The sequence below is a fragment of the Rhodanobacter sp. sgz306013 genome (assembly GCF_057031145.1).
Genome location: NZ_JBXCIJ010000004.1, coordinates 61,473 through 83,317, shown reverse-complemented (window position 1 = coordinate 83,317; position 21,845 = coordinate 61,473). Strand labels below are relative to the sequence as shown.

Sequence of the window (21,845 nt, the reverse complement as noted above, 5' to 3'; positions counted from 1 at the left end):
CCAAGTCCGCTCACAGCGTGTAGCGGATATCCGGATCGGCCCGCAACGCGGCGTGCGCGCCGTCGTACTGCTCGCGGCTGTCGCAGCGGAAGCTGACCGTGACCGAGACGTAGTTGCCGCCGCCGGAATGGCGGTGGCGCACCGTCTCGTGCAGCACGTGCAGGCCGGCGCGTTCCAGCAGCTGCGGCACGCGGGTGGGCAGGCCGGCGCTGGCCGAGCCCACCGCGGTGATCTCGAACTCGCCGGGAAAGCGGAAGCCCTTGCCTTCCCGCTTCGCCTGGCTGAAGTCGATCTCGTGCATCACTTCGCGCCCGGCGCCGCGGCCGGCGCGGGCGCGTCGGCCTTCTTGCTGCCGTGGAACCACAGCAGGATCGAATCCCACAGCCGCGAGAAGAAGCCGCCCTGCGGTGCGTCGTCCAGCGCGATCAGCGGCACGCTCTGGATCGGCTGGCCGTCCAGCGTGACGCGCAGCGTGCCCACCTGCTGGCCCTTCTTGAACGGGGCGATCAAGGTGGCGGGGATGTCCAGGGTGGCCTTGAGCTGGTCGTACTGGCCGGTCTTCACCGTCACCAGCACCGGATCGGCCACGCCGATCGGCAACTGGTCCGCGGCGCCCTTCCACAGGCGCGGGGTCACCAGCGGCTTGCCGGCGTCGTACAGCTTGTGCGTCTCGTAGAAGCGGAAGCCGTAGTTGAGCAGCGCCATCGCGGCGTCGGCGCGGCCCTTGTCGGTGCTGGAGCCCATCACCACCGCGATCATGCGCTCGTCGCCACGCTTGGCGGAGGCATCGAGGCAGAAGCCGGCGGCGGCGGTGTGGCCGGTCTTGATGCCGTCCACCGCGGGGTCGCGCCACAGCAGCGCGTTGCGGTTCTGCTGCTTGATGCCGTTCCACTCGAACTCCTTGATCTTGGAGATCGCGTAGTCCTCGGGAAAGTCGTGGATCAGCGCACGCGAGAGGATCGCGATGTCGCGCGCGGTGGAGTAATGGTCGTCGACCGGGTAGCCGGAGGCGTTGGAGTAATGGGTGTTCACCATGCCAAGCTGCTTCGCGTACGCGTTCATCAGGTTGGCGAAAGCGTCCTCCGAACCGGCCGCGTGCTCGGCCAGAGCGATCGCGGCGTCGTTGCCGGACTGCACGATCATGCCTTTCAACAGGTCCTCCAGCTTCACCTGGCTGCCGAGCTTGAGGAAGCTGGTGGAGCCGTCGGTGCCACCGCCGCCGGCGCGCCAGGCGTGCTCGCTGATGGTCACCATGTCGTCGGGATGGATCCGGCCGTTGGCGATCTCGGCGGAGATCACGTAGTCGGTCATCACCTTGGTCAGCGACGCCGGGGCGCGGCGCTCGTCGGGGTTCTTCGAGGCGATGATCTGGCCGGTGGCGTAATCCATCAGCACCCAGCTCTGCGCGTCCACCTCCGGCGGCGGCGGCACCGGCATCGCCGGCACCACCGGGCGCGGCACGGCCGCGGGATGCGGCGGCGTCGCGGGGTGGGGCGGGGTCTGGGCAAAGGCGGTGCCGGCCACCAGGGCGGCGGCGGCGAGCGGGGTCAGGATGCGGCGGAGAAAACTCATCGTGGTCGTGGTCCGGAGGATTGCGGCACGGCGTCGGGAACACCGCACATGGAAAAAATGGCTATCAGTCTACCGCGACCTGCGGTCGCGGCAGCCCCATGCCCTCGATGCGGGCGGTCACCTGGTCGGCACGATCCACGCCGTCCAGCGGACCCACCCGCACGCGGCGGATGCTGCGGCCGTCGATCTCGACCTGCTCCACCTGCACCGGCGCGAAGTTGGCCTGCCGCAGCTGCGCGGCCACCCGCTCGGCATTCGCCGGATCGGAGAACGCCCCCACCTGCAGGTAGATGCCCGGCGATCCGGTGCCGGCTGTGACCGCGTGCGGCGCCGGCGGTTCCCCGCCGGGTGCGGACGGGTCGATGCCCTGCACCTCGACCAGGCCGGTGCCCTTGGGCCACACGCCGATGCGCACCGCGGCGGCGTAGGACAGGTCGATGATGCGGTTCTCGTGGAACGGGCCGCGGTCGTTGACGCGCACGATCACGCTCTTGCCGTTCGCCAGGTTGGTCACCCGCGCGTAGCTCGGCAGCGGCAGCACCTTGCTGGCGGCGGTGAACTTGTACATGTCGTAGTCCTCAAGGCTGGAGGTCTTGTAGCCATGGAACTTGTTGCCGTAGAAAGAGGCGATGCCGCGCTCGTCGTAGCCGCGCGCGCTGGGCAGCACGCGGTAGCTTTGGCCAAGCACGGTGTAGGGCGACTTGTTGCCGTACAGCGAGCGCGGCTCCGCCTTCGGCACCGGCTCGGGCAGGCTGTAGATGAAGGCCGGCGGCGCGCCGGTGGGCGAGCTGTCGGCCTTGTCGCCGTAGCGGCGGTCCTGCGGCAGGCTGGTGTCGTCGCGGTGGAACCAGCCATGGTGCGTGGCTTCGTGCGCGGCCGGCGCGCCCGGCTCGGCGGGCCGCGTGGCGTGGCGACCGCCGCAGGCGGCCAGCGCCAGGGCCGCCGCCGGCAGCAACAGGCCGCGCCACAGCCTCACTGCGTGCTGTCCCCGCTGTGTACGCCGTCCATGATCGCCTGCGCCAGCTGGTGCACCGCCATCGCGTACATCGGGCTGCGGTTGTAGCGGGTGATCACGTAGAAGTTGTTGAAGGTGAACCATTGCTCCGGGCCGCTGAGGCCGTCCAGCGTCAGCAGGCTGGTCGGCTCGCCCGGGTTCAGGTGCTGGAACGGCGCATAGCCCCAGGCTTCCAGCTGTTCCAGCGGCCATTGCGGCTTCGCCTGCCAGTCGCCCAGCGGCTTCGCCGCGCCGTCCGGCTGCGCACGCGCGGCCACCGGGCCGCCGTCGACCCAGCCGTGCTTCGCGAAGTAGTTCGCCACGCTGGCGAGGATGTCGGGCAACGAATCCTGCAGGTCGATGCGGCCGTCGCCTTCCGCGTCCACGGCGTAGTCGCGGATGCTGTCGGGCATGAACTGGCCCCAGCCCTGGGCACCGGCGTAGGAGCCGGTGAGCGTATCCAGCGGGCCGGCGAGGTGGTTGTCCGGCAGCTCCAGCAGGGTTTTCAGCTGCTGGCGGAAATACTTCGCGCGCGGCGGGTAGTAGAAGCCCAGCGTGACCAGCGCGTCGAGCACCTTGTACTTGCCGGTGACGCGTCCGTAGAACGTCTCCACGCCGAGGATCGCCACGATGTACTGCGGCGCCACCCCGTATTGCCTGCCGATGCTTTCCAGCAGCGCGCGGTGCTCGCGGTAGAACGCCACGCCGTCGTCGATGCGCTTGGAGGTGAGGAAGATCGGCCGATACGCGCTCCACGGCTTGGCCTCGGCCGGCCGGCTGATCGCGTCGAGGATGCCCTGCTGCATCTTCGCCTGGTCGAGCAGCGCGTTCAGCACGGCGGGGCTCTTGCCGGTGTCGCGGGCGACCTCGCCGACCAGGGCCGCCTGGCCAGGATGGGTATCGGCCAGCGCGGGCACCGTCGGCAGCAGCGAAGACGCGACGATCAGCAGCAGGGCAAGCGGAAAATGGCTGCGGAAACGGCGCGACGCGGGATTCACTGGCATGGCTTGATCGACATCCGAACGGCTGCGCCGAAGCGTAACACGCGTTTCGGCGCAAACCGTGGCAGATGCGGGCCTGCCGGATACCGTCGTTTCAGTTGTGCTACTTGCAGTACGCATGGAGCGGCGTCAGCGCGCCGAAGAAGAACCTGCACAGGCAGCGATGGCGGAAATCAATCCGACCCGACGTGTCAGTGGTTCCTCGGGTCGTAATCGGTCATGCCCGCGCGCGCCACCGGCACCGCACCTCGCAGCTTGCGCACCTGTGCGGTGCTGACGGCTGCAGCGCGATTGCCCCAGCTCGCGCGCACGAAGCTCAACACGTTGGCGACCTCCTGGTCCGACAATCGCCGGTCGAACGGCGGCATGGTGAACTGGGCCGGCGCCGTCTGCGCGCCAGGCATGGTGCCGCCGGCGAGTACCAGATGGATCAGCGAGGTGGGATCGCCGCCGTTGACCACCGGATTGCCGGCCAGCGCCGGGAATACCTGCGTGTAGCCCTGCCCGTCAGTACGGTGGCAGGCGGCGCAGTTGTCCACGTAGAGCTGCGCGCCGGTCGCCGCGACGTTGCCCGCGAACAGCGCCTGGTGCGTCGCCGCGTCGTATTTCACGGCTGCCTCCCGGTGTCGCGGCGCCAGCGACTTCAGGTAGCGCGCCACCGCCTTCAGGTCGGCGTCGCTCATGTACTGGGTGCTGTGCGCCACCACGTCGGTCATGCCGCCGAAGATCGCGCTGCGGTCGGTGCGCCCGGTCTTGAGCAGGGCAACCAGTTCGCCCCCGCTCACGCCGCCGAGGCCGCTGGCCGCGTCGCCACGCAGGCTGGGCGCCACCCAGTTGTCGTTGATGCCGCCGCTCAGGTACAGCGGCCCGTCGCCATCGCTCAGCGCCTTCTCCTGCAGGGTGGCCGCGCGCGGCGTGTGGCAGGCACCGCAATGCCCCGGGCCTTCGACCAGGTAGGCACCCCGCGCCAGGGGATCATCGCCCGGCGCAGGCACGCTGGCCGGCACCCTGGGTGCGAACAACCCGCGCCAATAGGCCAGCGGCCAGCGCATCGACAGCGGCCAGGGAATGCCTTCGGCGTGGTTGGCCTGCCGCACCGGCTGCACATCGTGCATGAAGTAGGCGTACAGGGCGCCGAGGTCGGCGTCACTGATCCTGGCGTAGGAGGGATATGGCATCGCCGGATACAGCGTGTAGCCGTGGCGCTCCACGCCGCGGCGCACGGCGCGCTCGAACTCGCCATAACTGTAGGCGCCAATGCCGGTATCGCGGTCGGGGGTGATGTTGGTGCTGTAGATGGTGCCGACCGGCGAAGCGATCGCCAGCCCGCCGGCGAACGGCTTGCCGCCAGACGCGGTGTGGCAGGCGGCACAATCGGCCACCTTCGCCACGTATGCGCCCTGGGCGATCAGCGCGGGCGTGGCGGCCGCGGGCGCTGCCGCCTGCGGATCGCCGCCTGCGCTCACCAGCTTGCTGCCCAACCAGGCCAAAATCACCAGCATCACCAGCACGATCACGACGATCGCGAGCACCCTCGGCCAGCGCTGCCCGCGCGGGGCTGGGGTCGTGGCGTTCATGCCTGCACCAGTGGACCGGGTTGCTTGAGGTAGTTCTCGCGGATCGCCTTCGCCGACCAGTAGGTTAGGCCGCCGATCAGGCCGGTGGGGTTGTAGCCCATGTTCTGCGGGAACGCCGAAGCGCCGGTGACGAACACATTGGGCACGTCCCAGCTCTGCAGATAGCGGTTGAGCGCGCTGGTGGCGGGGTCAGCGCCCATGACCACGCCGCCGGTGGTGTGGGTGGTCTGGTACTGGCGGATGTCGTAGTGGCCGCCCGGCTGGCGGATGGTCAGCGACGACTGGCGCGGCTTCATCCGGTCCACGACCTGCTGCGCGCGGTCGCTGAGGAAGCGCGTCATCTTGTACTCGTTGTCGTGCCAGTCGAAGGTGATGCGCAGCAACGGCTGGCCGAACGCGTCTTTGTAGGTGGGATCGAGGTCGAGGTAGCGGTCGCGGTAGGCCATCACCGAGCCGTGCGTGCCGACCGAGGTGGTGTGCAGGTAGCTCTCCTTCGCCGCCTTCTTCCACGCCGCGCCCCAGCCTGGCGTGCCCGGAGGCACCGCCAGCTGCTGGATCGGCCGGCCGCCGGTCTGCCCGCCGATGATGTAGCCGCCGCCGACGAAGCCGTGCGGGCCGTGGTCGAAGTGGTCGGAATTGAAGTCGTCCACGATCTGGCTGCCGCCGGAACCGGCGGCGATGAACGGGTTGATCGCCACGTCTTTGTCGAAGAACACCGCGATGCTGCTCATCATCTGGTAGGCGTAGTTGCGGCCCACCACGCCCCTGCCGCTGGCCGGGTCATACGGCTTGCCGATGCCCGACAGCAGCATCAGCCGCACGTTGTGCATCTGGAACGCGGCCACGATCACCAGCTCCGCCGGCTGTTCCACCTGCTGGCCCTGCGCATCGACGTAGGTGACGCCAGTGGCGCGCTTGCCGGTGGAATCGAGGTTGACCTTCGACACGTGGCTGTTGGTGCGCAGCGCGAAGTTCGGCTTGCGCATCAGTACCGGCAGGATCGTCGTCTGCGGCGACGCCTTGGAATACATGAAGCAGCCGAAGCGCTCGCAGAAGCCGCACAGGTTGCACGGCCCCAGCCGCACGCCGTAGGGGTTGGTGTAGGGCCGCGAGGCATTCGACGAAGGCTGCGGGAACGGGTGGAAGCCGACCGCCCGCGCCGCATCGGCGAACAGCTTCGCGCCGTAGGTGTCGGCCACCGGCGGGTTGGGATAGTCGTGCTGCCGCGGCCCCTCGAACGGGTTGCCGCCCATCTGCATCTGGCCGCCGATGTTGCCGGCCCGGCCGGAGGTGCCGCAGATGGATTCGAACTGCTCCAGGAACGGCTCCAGCTCATCGTAGCCCACGCCGTAGTCCTGGATCTGCATGTCCGCCGGCATGAACTTCGCGCCGTAGCGCCGGCTGATGTGCGTGTGGAATTCGAGGTCCTCGGGCGAGGGCCGGTAGTGCTGACCGTTCCAGTGCGTGCCGGCGCCGCCCACGTTGTTGCCGAACAGGAACGAGCCGTACTGCCGGTACGGCACGGCCGTCTCGCTGACGGCGTGGCGGATCGTCACCGTCTCGCGCGCCAGCGGCTGGAACAGCTCGCCGCGTATGCCGTAGGCCAGCTCGTCGATGATGCCGGGGTAGCTGAAGTCGGGCGAAGTATCGCGGTAGTCGCCACGCTCCAGCGCCAGCACCTCAAGACCGGCGTCCACCAGCTCCAGGCCCATGATCGCGCCGGTCCAGCCGAAGCCGACGATCACCACGTCCACCGGCTTCATGCGCTTCATGCCTTGTCTCCGCGGATCGACACCGGGCCCAGCGGATAGGTCTTGCCGGGCTGCTCGGCCCAGTCGGCGAAATCCGCGCGAGCGCCGGGGAAGCCGATCATCTTCCAGCTGCCCATGCCGCGGTTGCCGCCATACATCGGGTCGGCGAAATAGCCTTCCTTGGTGTTCTGCAGGAGCTGGCCGAAGAAGGCCGTGGCGGGCACGCCCTCGAGGGAAATCGAACCGTGCTCCAGCTGCTGAAGCACCTGGTCGCGCGCCTCCGGCGCCAGTGCGGCGAAGCCCTTGCCGTGCTGCTTTTCGCACCACTGCCCGACCGCCTTGATGCCGGCGCGATACAGGTCGCGCGGGACGAACCGCAGCTGGTAGCCCAGCGTTGCCGGCGCGTCGGGCGCGAACGGTCCCTGCATGTACCACAGCTCGCCGCGACCGTAGGCATCGTCCATCTGGCGGTCGATGAACTCGGCCACGCCGAGCTCCAGCGCGCCGGGGCCGGTATCGTCGGAAGGTATCAGCCGGTCCACCGCAGCCTGCATGAAAACCCATTCATCCGCGTTGAAATAGCGCGGCGCATACGCTTGCGGCGCGGCCGCCGACGCGCACCACGGTGCGATCGCGGCACCGCCCAACAATCCGAGCGCAGGTACGGTCACCAGGCTGTGCCGGATGAAGTCCCGGCGTGATCGCGAGGGCGGCTGGGACGACATGGCGACTCCTCAGGCTGGCGCGGCGGGCGGGCGCTGCGGGCACGCGGGGCGTTCCGGTCAGGGGGAATCGCTGACGAGCGCCCTAGGTGCCTCGCCGCTTTTAGGCCGATGCATGCGAAGCAGGCGTGAACCGCCGGCAGGCGCGCGGATCAGTCGTGCCGCTTGCGGTGGGCGTGGATCGACATCAGCATGCCGAAGCCCACCAGCAGGGTCACCGCCGAGGTGCCGCCGTAGCTCACCATTGGCATCGGCACCCCCACCACGGGCAGCATGCCGGCCACCATGCCGCCGTTGACGAACACGTAGACGAACAGGCTCATGCCGATCGCGCCGGCGAGCAGGCGCGAGTAGGTGTCGCGCGCCTCCATGGCGATCCACAGGCAGCGGCCGATGATGAAGGCGTACAGCGCCATCATCAGGCACACGCCGACCAGGCCGAACTCCTCGGAGAACACCGCGAAGATGAAGTCGGTGGTGTGCTCGGGCAGGAAGTCCAGCCGCGACTGCGAGCTGTGCATCCAGCCCTTGCCGAACACGCCACCGGAGCCCACCGCGATCTGCGACTGGATGATGTGCCAGCCGTTGCCCAGCGGATCGGATTCCGGGTTGAGCAGGGTCAGCACGCGGTCGCGCTGGTACTGGTGGATGACCGGCAGGTGCCAGATCACCGGCACCATCGCGGCCGCGCCGCCCAGCAGCAGGCCGATGCGCCACCACGCCATGCCGGAGAGGAACAGCGCGAACGCGCCGGCCGCGGCCACCAGCAGCGCCGTGCCCAGGTCCGGCTGCTTGGCGATCAGCGCGGCGGGGACCGCGATCAGCACGCCCACCACCGCGATGTCCTTCCAGCCCGGCGGCAGCTGGCGCGGGTGCAGGTACCAGGCCACCATCATCGGCATGGTCAGCTTGACCAGTTCGGACGGCTGGAAACGCATCACGCCCAGGTTGAGCCAGCGGTCGGCGCCGCGGCCTTCGCCCAGCACCGCCACCACCACCAGCAGCAAGGTGCTGCCGGCATACAGCCATGGCGTCCAGTTGCGCAGGGCCGACGGCGGGATGCGCGAGATCAGCAGCAGCAGCGCGAAACCCAGCACGAAACGCGCGGCCTGCCCGCCGACCAGGGCGAAGCTGCCGTCGGCGGCGCTGTACAGCGTGGCCAGCCCCGCCACCGCCAGCAGCAGCAGGCCCGCGGCCAGCGGCAAGTCGATCCGCGGTCGGGTCAGCACCCGGCGCAGCAGGCGCCGCAACCGCACGTGCAGCAGCTCGATCATGGCGGCGTCTCCGGTGTCGCCGCTTCGACCGGCTGGTCCTCTCCGGCCGGCGCGCCGGCGGGCGGCAGGCCTTCCGGCGGCAGCGGCGTGTCCGGCGGCGCGTCCGGCTGGGTGGCCAGCCAGGCGTCGAGGATCTTGCGCGCGATCGGGCCCGCCGAGGAAGCACCCCAGGCGCCTTGCTCCAGCACCACGGCCACCGCGATGCGCGGATCCTCGGCCGGCGCGAACATCTCGAACCAGGCGCGGTGGCGGCTGGCCAGGTAGGCCAGGCTCTTGTTCTCGTTGTAGGCGTCGGTGCGGCGCGAGTAGCGCTCGGCGGTGCCGCTCTTGCCCGCGATGGTGTACGGGAAGCCCTTGCCCAGCCCGTAGGCGGTGCCGCGCGGATCGTTCACCACCATCTGCATGCCCTGCTCCACCGCCTGCCAGCTGGCCTGGCTGGTGACCAGCGAGGGACCGCTGGGCGGATTGGCCAGCGGGACCTTGGGCGCGTCCACGCCGGCCTGGGTGGCCATCACCAGCCGCGGCGCGTACGGCGTGCCGCGCCCGGCGAGGGTGGCCAGCGCGTGCGCCAGCTGCAGCGGCGTCACCGCCCAGTAGCCCTGGCCGATGCCGGCGATCATCGTTTCGCCGGGATACCAGGGCTGCTTGTAGCGCTGGGCCTTCCATGCACTGGAGGGCAGGATGCCGCTGGCCTCGCCGTCGAGGTCGATGCCGGTGGGCTTGCCGAAGCCGAACCCGCCCATCCACGCGCTGAAGCGGTCGATGCCCATGTCCACCGCCAGCTTGTAGAAGTAGGTGTTCACCGACCACATGATGGCCTTGCGCAGGTCCACGGTGCCGAAGCCGCCGCGGCGGTCGTCGCGGCGGCAGAACGTGGTGCCCGGCAGGCACCACGTACCGGTGGAGAGCACCGTGTCCTGCGGGGTGCGCAGGCCAAGCTCCAGGCCGCCCAGCGCGATGTAGGGCTTCACCGTGGAGCCGGGCGGGTAGACGCCGCGCAGCGCGCGGTTCAGCAGCGGCTTGTCCGCCGCGCCGGTCAGCGCGTCGTAGTCGGCATGGCTGATGCCGTCGACAAACAGGTTGGGGTCGTAGGTGGGCACGCTGACCATCGCCAGCACCTGGCCGTTGCGCGGGTCGATCGCCACCGCCGCGCCCGGGCGGCCGTCGAAGGCGGCTTCGGCAGCCTTCTGGATGCGCGCGTCGATGCTGAGGTAGATGTTCCTGCCGGGCGTGGCGGGATGCGTCTGCAGCACGCGCTGGGTGCGGCCGTCCGCATTGACCTCGACCAGCTCGTAGCCCGGCGTGCCGTGCAGCACGTCCTCGTAGGAGCGCTCGATGCCGATCCGGCCCACGTGCGTGGTGCCCTTGTAGCGCGACGGGTCGAGCCGCGCGAGATCGTCCGCGTCGATGCGCGAGACGTAGCCGATCACATGCGCGAACAGCCCACCCAGCGGATAGCGCCGGTTGAGGTAGGGCACCACGTCCACGCCGGGGAAGCGCCAGCGGTTCACCGCGAAGCGGTCGATCTCGTCCTCGGTGAGGCGCAGCTTCAGCGGCACGCTCTCGAAGCGGCGGCTCTGCTTCAACTGCTTGCGGAACGCGTCGAGGTCGTCCTGGCCGAGCGGGATCACCCGGCCCAGCTGCGCCAGCATCGCGTTCATGTCCTTGACCTGCTCGGGCACCACCTCGAGCCGGAACGCAGGCACGTTGTTCGCCAGCAGCACGCCGTTGCGGTCATAGATCAGGCCGCGCGCCGGCGGGATCGGCAGCGGCTTGACGCGGTTGTTCTCCGAACGCGTGGCGAACTCGTCGTAGCGCTCCACCTGGAGGAACACGTAGCGGCCGATCAGCCCGGCCAGGCCCAGCAGGATCAGCACGAAGCCGGCCAGCGCGCGGCGGCGGAACAGCTCGCCCTCGCTGCGTGCATCCTTGATCGCGCGTCGCAGCTTCATGTCACCGTTTCATGTCTCATTGGATCATGACTTATTGGATCCGCAGCCGCGCGCGCAGGTCGTCCAGCAGCAGGAACAGGAACGGCCACAGCGCCGCGCCCACGAACGGCGCGATCCACCAGCTCGCCGGCGGCACCGGGGTGCCGGACAGCACCCGCACCACCAGCAACAGGATGCGGTCGTTCAGCAGCAGCGCCAGCACCGCCAGGGTCTGCTGCCACATCGGGAAGAAGCGCAGCCGCGAGCGGAAGCGCAGCACGATGAAGGCCAGCGCGGTGAGGCGCAACGCCTGCTCGCCCAGCAGCACGCCGTCGAACAGGTCGGCGCCCAGGCCGACCAGGAACGCCAGGCCCAGGCTGACGCGGTCCTCCGATTCCAGCGCCCAGTACAGCAGCACCAGCGCCGGCCAGTACGGCTTGAACGGCTCCAATACCGCCGGCAACGGCACCAGCATCAGCAGCAGCGCGAACACCAGCGTGCCGGCGAACCACCACAGGGACAGGCGCTGGCGGTTCATGGCGTGCTCCCGGCCGTGGCGGGCGCCGTGGCGGTGGCGCGCGGCGGCGGCGAGGCCGGCTGGCCCGCCGCCGATGCGGCGGTCGCCGGCGCGGCGCTGGTGCCCGGCGCAGGCGCCAGCGCCGCCGGCGGCCCGGCCGGCAGGGCCGGCGCGGGCGGGCCGTCGGGCTCGGCCTGGTCGTGCAGCAGCAGCACGTCGTCGCTGCGGTCGAGATCAGCCGCCGGCCGCACCTGCGCCACGCGGAACATGCCGGACGGGCTGGGCGCCACCGCGAGCACCTTGCCCACCGGGAACCCCGGCGGGAAGCGGCCGCCGAGGCCGGAGGTGAGCAGCCGGTCGCCCGGCCGCACGTCGGCGGCCAGCGGGATGTTCGGCAGCACCAGGCCGCTGCCGTCGCGCGCGCCGTAGGCGACGGTGCGCAAGCCGGAACGTTCCACCACCACCGGGATCGCGTGTGCCGGATCGGTCACCAGCATCACCACCGAGGTGGTGGGCAGCACCTCGACCACCTGGCCCATCACGCCGTGCGCGTCGATCACCGGCTGGCCCGGCTTCACGCCGTCGCGCGCGCCGAGATTGAGCACCAGCCGCTGCTGCCAGGCGCCGAGGTCCACGCCCACCACGCGTGCCAGCTGCACGTTGAGGTCCAGGCTGTGCCGGGTGTCCAGCAGTTCCTTCAGCCGGTGGTTCTGCTCGGCCACGCCGGCCATGCGGTTGAGCCGCGCGTTGGCCAGCAGAAGGTCTTCGCGCAGGCGCTGGTTCTGCTCGGTGAGCAGCTTGCGGTCGGCGAACGCCACGCTCAGCGTGCGCATGCCGGCGCTGGGCAGGTTGGCCAGCCGGTAGACCGGCTCCACCACCACCGACGCCGCGTAACGCACGCGCCACAGCCAGCCGTTGCGATGGTCGAGCACCATCAGCACCATGGCCAGGGCGAGGTAGGAGATCAGCCGCAGCGTGCCCGCGGCATTGCCGGCGAACAGGGGCGAGGACTCGTCGCGCGTGCGCGGCATGGTCAGGGTCCGTCCACGACCGGGCGGTGCCGCCGGCGCGCGGGCGAACGGGCCTGGCCCGCTGGGCGGCCACCCAATGGCAACGCGGGGCACCGGGAGGCCACGAGCAGGCTCTTGCCTACTCTGGAGCGAAGAAGTCGCTGCCGTGCTGGTCGATCAGCTCCAGCGCCTTGCCGCCGCCCCGTGCCACGCAGGTCAGCGGATCGTCCGCCACCTGCACGTGCAGGCCGGTCTCCTCGGAGATCAGCCGGTCCAGGTCGCGCAGCAGCGCGCCGCCGCCGGTGAGCACGATGCCGCGCTCGGCCACGTCGGAGCACAGCTCCGGCGGGGTCTGCTCCAGCGCCGACTTCACCGCGGCGACGATGCCCGCCAGCGGCTCGTGCAGCGCTTCGAGGATCTCGTTGGAGTTGATCGAGAACATGCGCGGCACGCCCTCGGCGAGGTTGCGGCCGGAGATCTCGATCTCCTTGACCTCGCTCTGCGGGAACGCGCAGCCGATCTCCAGCTTGATCCGCTCGGCGGTGGATTCGCCGATCAGGGTGCCGTGGTTGCGGCGCACGTAGTTGATGATCGCCTCGTCGAAGCGGTCGCCGCCCACACGCACGGACTGCGAGTAGACGATGCCGTTCAGCGAGATCACCGCCACCTCGGAGGTACCACCGCCGATGTCCAGCACCATCGCGCCGCGGGCCTCGTGCACCGGGATGCCGGCGCCGATCGCGGCGGCCATGGGCTCCTCGATCAGGAACACGTCGCGGGCGCCGGCGCCCTCGGCCGACTCCTTGATCGCGCGGCGCTCCACCTGGGTGGAGCCGCAGGGCACGCAGACCAGCACGCGCGGGCTGGGGCGCAGCATGCGCGACTTGTGCACCTGCTTGATGAAGTGCTGCAGCATCGCCTCGGTCATGGTGAAGTCGGCGATCACGCCGTCCTTCATCGGCCGCACCGTGGCGATGTTGCCGGGCGTGCGGCCCAGCATGCGCTTGGCGTCGCTGCCCACCGCCGCGATCGCGCGCGGGCCGCCGGGGCCGCGGTCCTGACGCACCGCCACCACCGAGGGCTCGTTCAGCACGATGCCCTGGCCGCGCACGTAGATCAGCGTGTTGGCGGTGCCGAGGTCGATGGAGACGTCGTTGGAAAAGATCCCGCGAAACTTCTTGAACATGGGTCCGCCGCGCGCCGGCCTGAGTAAAAAATAAGCTCACCAGTCTAGTCAGCGCACCCCGGGCGCGCAACCGGAAAGACGTTAAGAAAGCCTTGTGCGACGCGGTTTGCCGCACATCCCGGCGATTCCATTCCCGCGCCCGGCTCCCGCCACGGATTCGCCATGAACCGCCGTTCACGATAGGATGCGGACCTTTGGCCGGATCCGCCGGATCCGGACCGGTCGGCCGCGACGCGCGGCATTCCTACAGCTCGGGGCACCCACGCAACCATGCCTGCCGTCATCTGCGGATCGCTTGCCTACGACACCATCATGGTGTTCCAGGACCAGTTCAAGAACCACATCCTGCCCGACCAGATGCACATCCTGAATGTGTCCTTCCTGGTGCCGCGGATGCGCCGCGAGTTCGGCGGCTGCGCCGGCAACATCGCCTACAACCTCAAGCTGCTCGGCGGCGATCCGCTGCCGGTGGCCGCGGTGGGCCAGGACTTCGCGCCCTACCGCGCGCACCTGGAGAAGTGCGGCATCCGGCTCGACCGCGTGCGCGTGTTCGACGACCAGTTCACCCCGCAGTGCTTCATCACCACCGACCTGGACAACAACCAGATCACCGCCTTCCATCCCGGCGCGATGTCCAGCGCACACGACAACCACGTGCGCGAGATCCCCGACATCGACATCGGCATCGTGGCCCCCGACGGGCGCGAGGCGATGCTGCAGCACGTGGACGAGTTCGCCGCGCGCGGCGTGCCCTTCATCTTCGACCCGGGCCAGGCGATGCCGCTGTTCAGCGGCGACGAGTTCCGCGCGATGATCGAAAAGTCCACCTACGTGATCGTCAACGACTACGAGTCGCAGCTGCTGCAGACGCGCACCGGCTGGAGCGCCGCGGAGATCGCCGGCCGCGTGAAGGCCTACGTCGTCACGCTGGGGCCGCGCGGCTCGCTGATCCATGCAGACGGCGGCACGCACGAGATCCCGCCCGCGCACGAGCGCCGGATCGTCGACCCCACCGGCTGCGGCGACGCGTACCGCGCCGGCCTGATCTTCGGCATCCTGCGCGGCAAGGACTGGCCCACCGTGGGCCGCATGGCCTCGCTGATGGGCGCACTGAAGGTCGAGCACCCCGGCACGCAGAACCAGCGCTTCGACTACGCGCAGTTCGCCGCGGCGTTCAACGAACAGTTCGGCTATTCGCTGGACTGAGTGAACCGCCCCGTAGGAGCGGCTTCAGCCGCGATTCGAGCAGCAGGTCGCGGCTGAAGCCGCTCCTAAGCGTTCAACCGCCGCGCACGGGGTGCGCTCCTACGCCAGCGACGCCGATCCGGCATGCGTCGCCATCAACCCGGCGTGAACGCGCAGGCGGCCTGCACCGCCGCCTGCCAGCCGCGATACAGGCGCTCGCGTTCCGGCGCAGGCATGCGCGGCTCGAAGCGGCGCTCCACCTGCCATAGCCGTGCGAGCTGTTCGCGGCTTTCCCAGAAGCCCAGCGCCAGCCCGGCCAGGTAGGCCGCGCCCAGCGCCGTGGTCTCCTGCACCCGCGGACGCAGCAGGGGCACATCCAGCAGGTCGCTCTGGAACTGCGCGATGAAGTCGTTGGCGATCGCGCCGCCGTCGCAGCGCAGCTCCTTCAGCGGGATGCCCGCGTCCGCCTCCATCGCCGCCAGCACGTCGCGCGACTGGTAGGCCATCGCCTCCAGCGCCGCGCGCACCAGGTGTTCGCGGCGCGTGCCGCGGGTGAGGCCGAACATCGCGCCGCGCACCTCGCTGCGCCAGTACGGCGCGCCCAGTCCCACGAACGCCGGCACCAGGTAGACGCCGTCGGCGGAGGCCACGCTTTCGGCCAGCGCCTGCGAATCGGCCGCGGCCCCGAGCATGCGCAGGCCGTCGCGCAGCCACTGCACCACCGCGCCGGCGACGAAGATGCTGCCCTCCAGCGCGTACTCCACCTTGCCGCCGATGTCCCAGGCGATCGTGGTCAGCAGGCCGTGCCGCGACGGCACCGCCTGCGCGCCGGTGTGCATCAGCATGAAGCAGCCGGTGCCGTAGGTGTTCTTCGCCATGCCCGGCTCGAAGCAGGCTTGGCCGAACAGTGCCGCCTGCTGGTCGCCGGCGAGGCCGCCGAGCGGCACCGCGGCTCCGAGGAAGCGCGCGGGATCGGTGTCGCCATAGCACTCGCTGCAGGCGCGCACCTCGGGCAGCATCGCCCGCGGCACGCCGAACAGGCGCAGCAGCTCGTCGTCCCAGTCGCGGCGATGGATGTCGTAAAGCAAGGTGCGCGCGGCGTTGCTGGCGTCGGTGACGTGCAGGCGCCCGCCGGTGAGGTTCCACACCAGCCAGCTTTCCATCGTGCCGAACAGCAGCTCGCCGCGCGCGGCGCGCGCCTGCGCGCCCTCGACGTGGTCGAGGATCCAGCGGATCTTGCTGGCGGAGAAATAGGCATCGATCAGCAGGCCGGTCTTCGCGCGCACCGCCGGCTCGCCGCCGTCCGCGCGCAGCTGCTCGCAGATCGCCATGCTTTGCCGCGACTGCCACACGATCGCGTTGTGCACCGGCTGGCCGCTGCGGCGATCCCACACCACGGTGGTCTCGCGCTGGTTGGTGATGCCGATGCCGGCCAGCTCGCCCGGCTCGACCTGGTTGCGCGTGAGCAGTTCGGTCACCGTCACCAGCACGCTGGCGAGGATCTCGCGCGGATCGTGCTCCACCCAGCCGGGCTGCGGGTAGATCTGCGCGAACTCGCGCTGCGCCATGCCCGCCGGGCGGCCGGCCGCATCGACCAGCATCGCCCGCGTGCTGGTGGTGCCCTGGTCCAGCGCCAGGATGTATCGCTTCGCCACGGGACGCCTCGCGCATCAAGAGCCTGCTCAGGCTCTCCGTGCACGAAGAGTAGCAACGAAGACGGCCGCACGGCGCAGGCGCCGTGCGGCCGTTCGCGGCAGCGCTGAGGCCCCGCGGATTACCAGGTGCGCACGTCCACCACGCTGGCGGTGAAGCTGCTCATGTCCGGCTGCAGGCGGAACATGCGGCCCAGGTCGAAGTTCACCGTGTCGCCGGGGGCGATGTTGGAGGTGCCCGCCGGCCACGCCTGCTTGCTCTGCACGACGTTGCCCGAGGCGTCCTTGATCTCGATGCGGATCTGCGCGGCCGAGGCGGCGCTGCAATGGTTGACCAGCTCGCCGCGCAGGCTGAGGCGGGCACCGGCCGCGGCGGGCTTGAAATCCTTGATCGCGAAATCGGTGGGCGCGCAGTTGGCGTGGGCGGCCAGCGGGGCCAGCAGCAGGAAGGCGGCAGCAGCGAGGGCTTTCATGGAATCTCCGGAAACGGGGGGAGGGAACCGCCGTGCGGGTGCAGGCGGATCCCTCCGCTATCGACCGCAGTGCCCGGGGCTTTAGGGCCCGCCCGATATCCCCGTGCAAGCCGCATTGCCCTCCCCCGGCGTCGTTGCGGCGATGTCGAACAGGCTCCCGGGCCTTTCAAGTTTCCCGCCCTGCCGCCGATACCCCGGATACGTGCGCAACTGCGCCCAAGCGGGAGACCGAAGCTCATGAAGATATTGCTAGTTTCCACGGCCCTGTTGCTGGCTCCGCTGGCCGCCCATGCCGCCTGCTCCGTGCAGGACTTTGCGATCCAGGACTTCAAGCCGGCGCTCAACAATTCCGGCATGTCGACGCGGATCGCCCTGCGTGGCGAGCTGGCCAACCATTGCGCCAGCGCCGCCGCCGCGCAGATCCGCGTCGAGATCAAGGACGCCTCGGGCAAGGTGCTGGAGAGCAAGCAGGCGTGGCCGGCGGGCACCTCCAACATCGCCCCCGGCGACAAGGTCGACTTCGACCTGGGCCGCATGTTCCGCTTCCAGCCCGGCATGGAATCGTTCACCGCCAGCGTGGTCGACGCGCGCACCTGGTAAGCAGCCAGGCCGGTGCAAACGCGAAAGGCTCCCCCGGGAGCCTTTCGCGTTTGCGTGTCCGGCGAGGCTGATGCGCGGGGTCCGTGGAAGGCAAGGCCTGCGGTGGATGCCTCCCGTCGCGCGGCCCGCACCCGCCCGTGCCGGCGGATTCGGTGTCTCGTCGGCCTGCCAGCCGCGGCCGGGCCGGCAACCGATCGTCAGTGCAGCACGAACAGCTTGTCGAAGCCGGCCACGCGCAGGGTGCTGCGCAGCTCGCCGGAGGCATTGACGATGCGGATGTCGGCGCGGTCGGCGCCGGCGTGCTCGCGCAGCAGCAGCAGCATGCCGAGCGCCGAGCTGTCCATGCCGGCGACCTCGCCCAGGTCGATCACGTAGCTGCGCGCGGGCTTGCCGTCGCCGAGACAGGCGTCGTGGAAATCGCGATGGATGCTGAAGTCGAAACGCTCGCCCAGCTGCAGGGTCAGGCAATCGAGTTCGGAGTCGTGGTGGACGATCATGGGTGCCATCCTCAAAAGAGTTCGATCTCGCCGGCGTCCATCGAGTTCTGCAGCGCCGGGCCGCGCGAGCGCAGGCGCGCCTTCTCGCGCTGGATCGCCAGCCGGCTGCGCACGCGCTGCGAACGCTCGGCCAGCGCATCGGCCTCCAGCGCGGTGCAGGCCAGCTCCTCGATGTCGCGGGTGCATTCGGTGGTCACTTCCTGCAGCTCGGTGAGCCGGGTGCGGGTCTGCGTGATCAGCTGGCGCAGGATGTCCTCGAACTGCAGCGAGCGCACGGTGGTGGAGACGTCGCTGCCGAGGCCGCGGCTGATCTCGACCACCTGGTCGGCCACCTTGCTGCTGCGCGCGTCGCTCTCGGTGACATGGGCGGTCATCGCGTCGATGCCGCCCTTGGCCGACAGCGCCACATTGAGGTCCTGCGAGGCCATCGCGCCGATCAGGCCGCGCAGCTGCTCCATCGCGGTGCGGGCCCGCTCGACGTGGCCGCCGATGCGCTCGTTGAGCTGGTTGGAGTTGCTGGCCAAGTTGCGGATCTCGCCGGCCACCACCGCGAAGCCGCGGCCGGATTCGCCCGCGCGCGCCGCCTCGATCGCTGCGTTCAGCGCCAGCAGGTTGGTCTCCTCGGCGATGGTGTTGACGTTGCGCAGCAGGCCGAACACCGCATCCATCTCTTTCGCCATGCCGTCGATGCGGTAGACGATGCGCAGGCTTTCGCGCGACATCTGCACGATCATGCCCACGAAGTGCTCCAGCAGGTCGCCGGTGCGGGCGGCGAAATCCTGCACGGAGACGCCGCCGTCCTGCACGTCGATGATCTGCTTCAGCAGCGACTGCTGCAGCGCGGTCTTGTTCGACAGACCGTCGAAGCCGCCGCCCAGCTCGGACACCGCGTCGCGCAACAGGTCCAGGCCCTGGTGCAGCTCGCGGGTGGCGTGGCCCAGCTCGTCGACCAGCGCACTGCGCACGTCCTCCAGCGCCGCGCGCACCGGCTCGCTGCTCGCGGGCGCGGCGACGACGGGCGCGGCCGCCGGTTCGGCACGCGCGGCGAAGACCCACGCCGCGGTGAGGGCGAGCACCAGCAGCGGCGCCAGCCAGGCCGGATGCCACAACAGCGTCAGCAGCAGCGCAACGGCGCTGGCGGCCCAGCCGGCCAGCGGGCGTCGGAAAAGGGAGGCGGGAGTGAATGACATGATCCGTATTCCGCGGTCAGGCGCAGGCAGCGCCGGGTTGGGTATGGCGGGCCAGCGCGAGCAGGCGCCCCGCCACGTGGTCGATCGGCAGCATTTCTGGCGCGGCGCCAAGCTTCCAGGCGGCGCCGGGCATGCCCCACACCACCGAACTGGGTTCGTCCTGCACCAGGGTGGCGGCGCCGGCCTGGCGCAGCTCGAGCAGTCCGCGCGCGCCGTCGTCGCCCATCCCCGTGAGCAGGGCGGCGATGGTGGCGGCGCCGGCGCTGGCCGCCAGCGAGCGGAACAGCACGTCGACGCTGGGGCGGTGGCGGTTCACCGGCGGACCGTCGTGCAGGCGGCAGACGTACTTCGCGCCGTCCCACATCACCAGCAGGTGGTGGCTGCCGGGCGCGATGTAGGCGTGGCCTTGCTGGATCGGCTGGCCGTCGCGCGCCTCGCACACGCGCATTGACGAGCAGCGGTCCATGCGCGCGGCGAACGGCCCGCTGAAGGCGGCCGGGATGTGCTGGGTCACCAGGATCGGCGGCGCGTCCGGCGGCATCGCCTCCAGCACCACGCGCACCGCCTCGGTGCCGCCGGTGGAGGCGCCGATTGCGATGATCGGGCTGCCGCCGCGGCTGCCGGCGGTCTGCACCCGCGGCAACACCGCGTCGGCGGACAGCCGCGGCGCCACGTCCAGCTTGCGCACCGCGGTGCGCGCGCGCGGCTTCGCCCGCGCCGCCAGCTTGACCTTGGCGCAGATCTCCAGCGCGCTGTCGCCGAAGCTGGACGCGAGATCGCTGCTCGGCTTGGCGAGGAAATCCACCGCGCCCAGCTCCAGCGCGCGCAGCGTCACGTCCGCCCCTTCCGTGGTCAGCGACGACACCATCACCACCGGCATCGGCCGCAGCCGCATCAGGTTCTCCAGGAAGGTGAGGCCGTCCATGCGCGGCATCTCGACGTCCAGCGTGAGCACGTCGGGATCGAGCTGCTTGATCTTCTCGCGGGCGATCAGCGGGTCCGCCGCGGTGCCCACGACTTCGATGCCCGGATCGCAGGCAAGCATGGTCGACATCAGCTTGCGCACCAGGGCGGAATCGTCGACTACCAGTACGCGCACTCTTTCCATTGCTCACCTTGGCCATGCAGGCCCGTCGCCGAAGACGATGGCCCGGTCGATGCCGCGCCGGCGCCCGGCGTCAGAACAGCTCGACCTCACCCTTTATCGGATCGTTTGCCAAACGCTTGAGGTAGCCGCGCTCGTCGGCCACCAGCGCCACGTCATCGCTGCGGCGCAGCTGGCGCACGCGCACCCGGCCGCTGAGCGGGAAGAACTGCACCTGGCGCGGATAGGTGCCGCCCAGGTCCTCCGCCGCCAGCGGCAGCCGCTCGGCGGCGAGGTAGCGGTGCACGAACTCGATGTTGCGCTGGCCCACGTCGCTGAGCTGGGCCAGCACGCGGCCGCCGCCGAACACCTTCACCTTGAGGTCCGCGCGCTGTCCGCCGGCCTTCAGCACCGCGTTGATCAGCTGCTCCATCGCGTCGCTGCCGTAGCGCGCCGCGCGCCCCACGGTGGACGACCAGCCGTCGCTGGCGCCGCGCGGCTCGGGCAGCATGAAATGGTTCATGCCGCCGATGCCGCGGACGGGGTCGTGCACGCAGGCCGCCACGCAGGAACCGAGCACGGTGCTGACCAGTTCGTCCTGCGTGCCCACGTAGAACTCGCCCGGCAGCACCTTCACCACCATGCAGTTCTGGGTGGGGTCCCAGAACCGGCGCAGGTGCTCGAAGCCGGGCATCGCCTCGGGCAGCGTGGGCGTGGCCCGGCGTTCGGCCGTGGGCGCCAGCATCAGGCGCGCTTCCGGTAGACGGTGCGGCCGATCAGCTCGAAGTCGTCGTTGATGCCGTGCAGCGACTCTGAGTGGCCCAGGAACAGGTGGCCGCCCGCCGGCAGCAGCGCGGCATAGCGGCTGAACAGCCGCTGCTTGGTCGGCTGGTCGAAGTAGATCACCACGTTGCGGCAGAAGATCGCGTCGAACGGCCCGCGCATCGGCCACTCGTGCAGCAGGTTCAGTGGCTGCACGGTCACCAGCTCGCGCAGGCGCGGATGCACGCAGGCATAGCCTTCGTATTCGCCGGCGCCGCGCAGCAGCCAGCGGCGCCGGCGCTCTTCGCTGATGCCATCGAGCTTGTCCAGCGGGTACACGCCGTTGCGCGCCGTTTCCAGCGCCTGCGGCGACAGGTCGGTGGCGAGGATCCTCGCGTCGGTGCCGGCGGCGCCGTGCTTCTCCAGCGCCTCGGCCAGCACCATCGCCAGCGCGTACGGTTCCTCGCCGCTGGAACAGCCGGCCGACCAGATCCGCAACCGGTCGCCGTCGCGGCGCTTGTGCGCCAGCCACTGCGGCAGCAGCTCGCGCTCCAGCAGTTCGTAGTGGTGCGGCTCGCGGAAGAACGCGGTGACGTTGGTGCTGATCGCGCTGGCCAGCTCGCCCAGCTCGTCGCCGGGGTCCCTGCGCAGCAGCGCGCAGTAGGCGGCGTAGTCGGGCAGATGCAGCGCACGCAGGCGCCGCGCCAGCCGCCCCTGCACCAGCTGGCGCTTGTGCTCGCCCAGCGCGATGCCGCAGTGCTCGTAGACGAAGTCGCGCAGGAAGCGGAACTCCGCCTCGCCGAGCAGGGTCGCGCCGTCGGCCGCCGGTGCCGCATCACGCCTGATTGCACCGGCGACGACGGCCAC

21 protein-coding genes are annotated in these 21,845 nt (G+C 70.2%); 2 read left to right on the top strand and 19 right to left on the bottom strand.

Going from position 1 to position 21,845, the window contains the following annotated elements:
- Positions 1-10: 10 nt before the first annotated feature.
- The 12 genes from AC2EWF_RS13475 to AC2EWF_RS13420 all read right to left on the bottom strand — a co-directional run bounded on the left by AC2EWF_RS13475 (position 11) and on the right by AC2EWF_RS13420 (position 13,535).
- A complete protein-coding gene (locus AC2EWF_RS13475; protein WP_483639899.1) occupies positions 11-301 on the bottom strand; it encodes a DUF493 family protein in 291 nt (96 codons plus the stop codon).
- Positions 301-1,572: a D-alanyl-D-alanine carboxypeptidase family protein gene (locus AC2EWF_RS13470; protein ID WP_483639898.1), complete on the bottom strand. Its 1,272-nt coding sequence runs from the start codon at positions 1,570-1,572 to the stop codon at positions 301-303. Before AC2EWF_RS13470 ends, AC2EWF_RS13475 begins: the two co-directional genes overlap by 1 nt.
- 64 nt (positions 1,573-1,636) lie before the next feature.
- Positions 1,637-2,548 (bottom strand): septal ring lytic transglycosylase RlpA family protein, encoded by a 912-nt coding sequence (locus AC2EWF_RS13465; protein ID WP_483639897.1) that lies wholly within the window; start codon positions 2,546-2,548, stop codon positions 1,637-1,639.
- Positions 2,545-3,570, bottom strand: a complete 1,026-nt coding sequence (gene mltB / locus AC2EWF_RS13460; RefSeq protein WP_483639896.1) for a lytic murein transglycosylase B — start codon at positions 3,568-3,570, stop codon at positions 2,545-2,547. The genes AC2EWF_RS13465 and mltB overlap by 4 nt, the downstream gene beginning before the upstream one ends.
- A gap of 188 nt (positions 3,571-3,758) precedes the next feature.
- Positions 3,759-5,144 (bottom strand): c-type cytochrome, encoded by a 1,386-nt coding sequence (locus AC2EWF_RS13455; protein ID WP_483639895.1) that lies wholly within the window; start codon positions 5,142-5,144, stop codon positions 3,759-3,761.
- Positions 5,141-6,916: a GMC family oxidoreductase gene (locus tag AC2EWF_RS13450; RefSeq protein ID WP_483639894.1), complete on the bottom strand. Its 1,776-nt coding sequence runs from the start codon at positions 6,914-6,916 to the stop codon at positions 5,141-5,143. The genes AC2EWF_RS13455 and AC2EWF_RS13450 overlap by 4 nt, the downstream gene beginning before the upstream one ends.
- Complete coding sequence (locus tag AC2EWF_RS13445) at positions 6,913-7,620, bottom strand: gluconate 2-dehydrogenase subunit 3 family protein (RefSeq protein WP_483639893.1); 708 nt, start codon at positions 7,618-7,620, stop codon at positions 6,913-6,915. The genes AC2EWF_RS13450 and AC2EWF_RS13445 overlap by 4 nt, the downstream gene beginning before the upstream one ends.
- A gap of 149 nt (positions 7,621-7,769) precedes the next feature.
- A complete protein-coding gene (gene rodA, locus AC2EWF_RS13440; protein ID WP_483639892.1) occupies positions 7,770-8,891 on the bottom strand; it encodes a rod shape-determining protein RodA in 1,122 nt (373 codons plus the stop codon).
- Entirely contained in the window at positions 8,888-10,843 is a 1,956-nt protein-coding gene (gene mrdA, locus AC2EWF_RS13435; RefSeq protein WP_483639891.1) for a penicillin-binding protein 2, read from the bottom strand. The genes rodA and mrdA overlap by 4 nt, the downstream gene beginning before the upstream one ends.
- Before the next feature lie 31 nt (positions 10,844-10,874).
- Complete coding sequence (mreD, locus tag AC2EWF_RS13430) at positions 10,875-11,360, bottom strand: rod shape-determining protein MreD (RefSeq protein WP_483639890.1); 486 nt, start codon at positions 11,358-11,360, stop codon at positions 10,875-10,877.
- Positions 11,357-12,370 carry a rod shape-determining protein MreC gene (gene mreC / locus AC2EWF_RS13425; protein ID WP_483639889.1) on the bottom strand — a complete coding sequence of 338 codons (1,014 nt, stop codon included), beginning with the start codon at positions 12,368-12,370 and terminating at the stop codon, positions 11,357-11,359. The genes mreD and mreC overlap by 4 nt, the downstream gene beginning before the upstream one ends.
- Before the next feature lie 118 nt (positions 12,371-12,488).
- Complete coding sequence (locus AC2EWF_RS13420) at positions 12,489-13,535, bottom strand: rod shape-determining protein (RefSeq protein ID WP_483639888.1); 1,047 nt, start codon at positions 13,533-13,535, stop codon at positions 12,489-12,491.
- A 270-nt stretch (positions 13,536-13,805) separates the two neighbouring features.
- On the opposite strand from AC2EWF_RS13420, the gene AC2EWF_RS13415 reads away from it, so the two are divergent.
- Entirely contained in the window at positions 13,806-14,741 is a 936-nt protein-coding gene (locus tag AC2EWF_RS13415) for a carbohydrate kinase family protein (protein ID WP_483639887.1), read from the top strand.
- A 134-nt stretch (positions 14,742-14,875) separates the two neighbouring features.
- Here the strand turns inward: AC2EWF_RS13415 and glpK are convergent, their stop codons facing one another.
- On the bottom strand, positions 14,876-16,375 hold the full coding sequence (gene glpK, locus AC2EWF_RS13410) for a glycerol kinase GlpK (protein ID WP_483639886.1): 1,500 nt from the start codon (positions 16,373-16,375) through the stop codon (positions 14,876-14,878).
- A 119-nt stretch (positions 16,376-16,494) separates the two neighbouring features.
- Complete coding sequence (locus AC2EWF_RS13405) at positions 16,495-16,845, bottom strand: FxLYD domain-containing protein (protein ID WP_483639885.1); 351 nt, start codon at positions 16,843-16,845, stop codon at positions 16,495-16,497.
- A gap of 237 nt (positions 16,846-17,082) precedes the next feature.
- Here AC2EWF_RS13405 and AC2EWF_RS13400 point away from each other — a divergent pair, with 237 nt between their 5' ends.
- A complete protein-coding gene (locus AC2EWF_RS13400) occupies positions 17,083-17,445 on the top strand; it encodes a hypothetical protein (protein WP_483639884.1) in 363 nt (120 codons plus the stop codon).
- Between the two features lie 197 nt (positions 17,446-17,642).
- Here AC2EWF_RS13400 and AC2EWF_RS13395 read toward each other — a convergent pair whose 3' ends face one another.
- The 5 genes from AC2EWF_RS13395 to AC2EWF_RS13375 all read right to left on the bottom strand — a co-directional run bounded on the left by AC2EWF_RS13395 (position 17,643) and on the right by AC2EWF_RS13375 (position 21,845).
- Positions 17,643-17,942, bottom strand: a complete 300-nt coding sequence (locus AC2EWF_RS13395) for an STAS domain-containing protein (protein ID WP_483639883.1) — start codon at positions 17,940-17,942, stop codon at positions 17,643-17,645.
- A gap of 11 nt (positions 17,943-17,953) precedes the next feature.
- Positions 17,954-19,132 (bottom strand): methyl-accepting chemotaxis protein, encoded by a 1,179-nt coding sequence (locus tag AC2EWF_RS13390; protein WP_483639882.1) that lies wholly within the window; start codon positions 19,130-19,132, stop codon positions 17,954-17,956.
- 16 nt (positions 19,133-19,148) lie between these two features.
- Positions 19,149-20,240, bottom strand: a complete 1,092-nt coding sequence (locus tag AC2EWF_RS13385; protein WP_483639881.1) for a protein-glutamate methylesterase/protein-glutamine glutaminase — start codon at positions 20,238-20,240, stop codon at positions 19,149-19,151.
- Positions 20,241-20,310: 70 nt separating this feature from the next.
- Positions 20,311-20,961 carry a chemoreceptor glutamine deamidase CheD gene (gene cheD, locus AC2EWF_RS13380; protein WP_483639880.1) on the bottom strand — a complete coding sequence of 217 codons (651 nt, stop codon included), beginning with the start codon at positions 20,959-20,961 and terminating at the stop codon, positions 20,311-20,313.
- Positions 20,961-21,845, bottom strand: a complete 885-nt coding sequence (locus AC2EWF_RS13375) for a CheR family methyltransferase (protein WP_483639879.1) — start codon at positions 21,843-21,845, stop codon at positions 20,961-20,963. The genes cheD and AC2EWF_RS13375 overlap by 1 nt, the downstream gene beginning before the upstream one ends.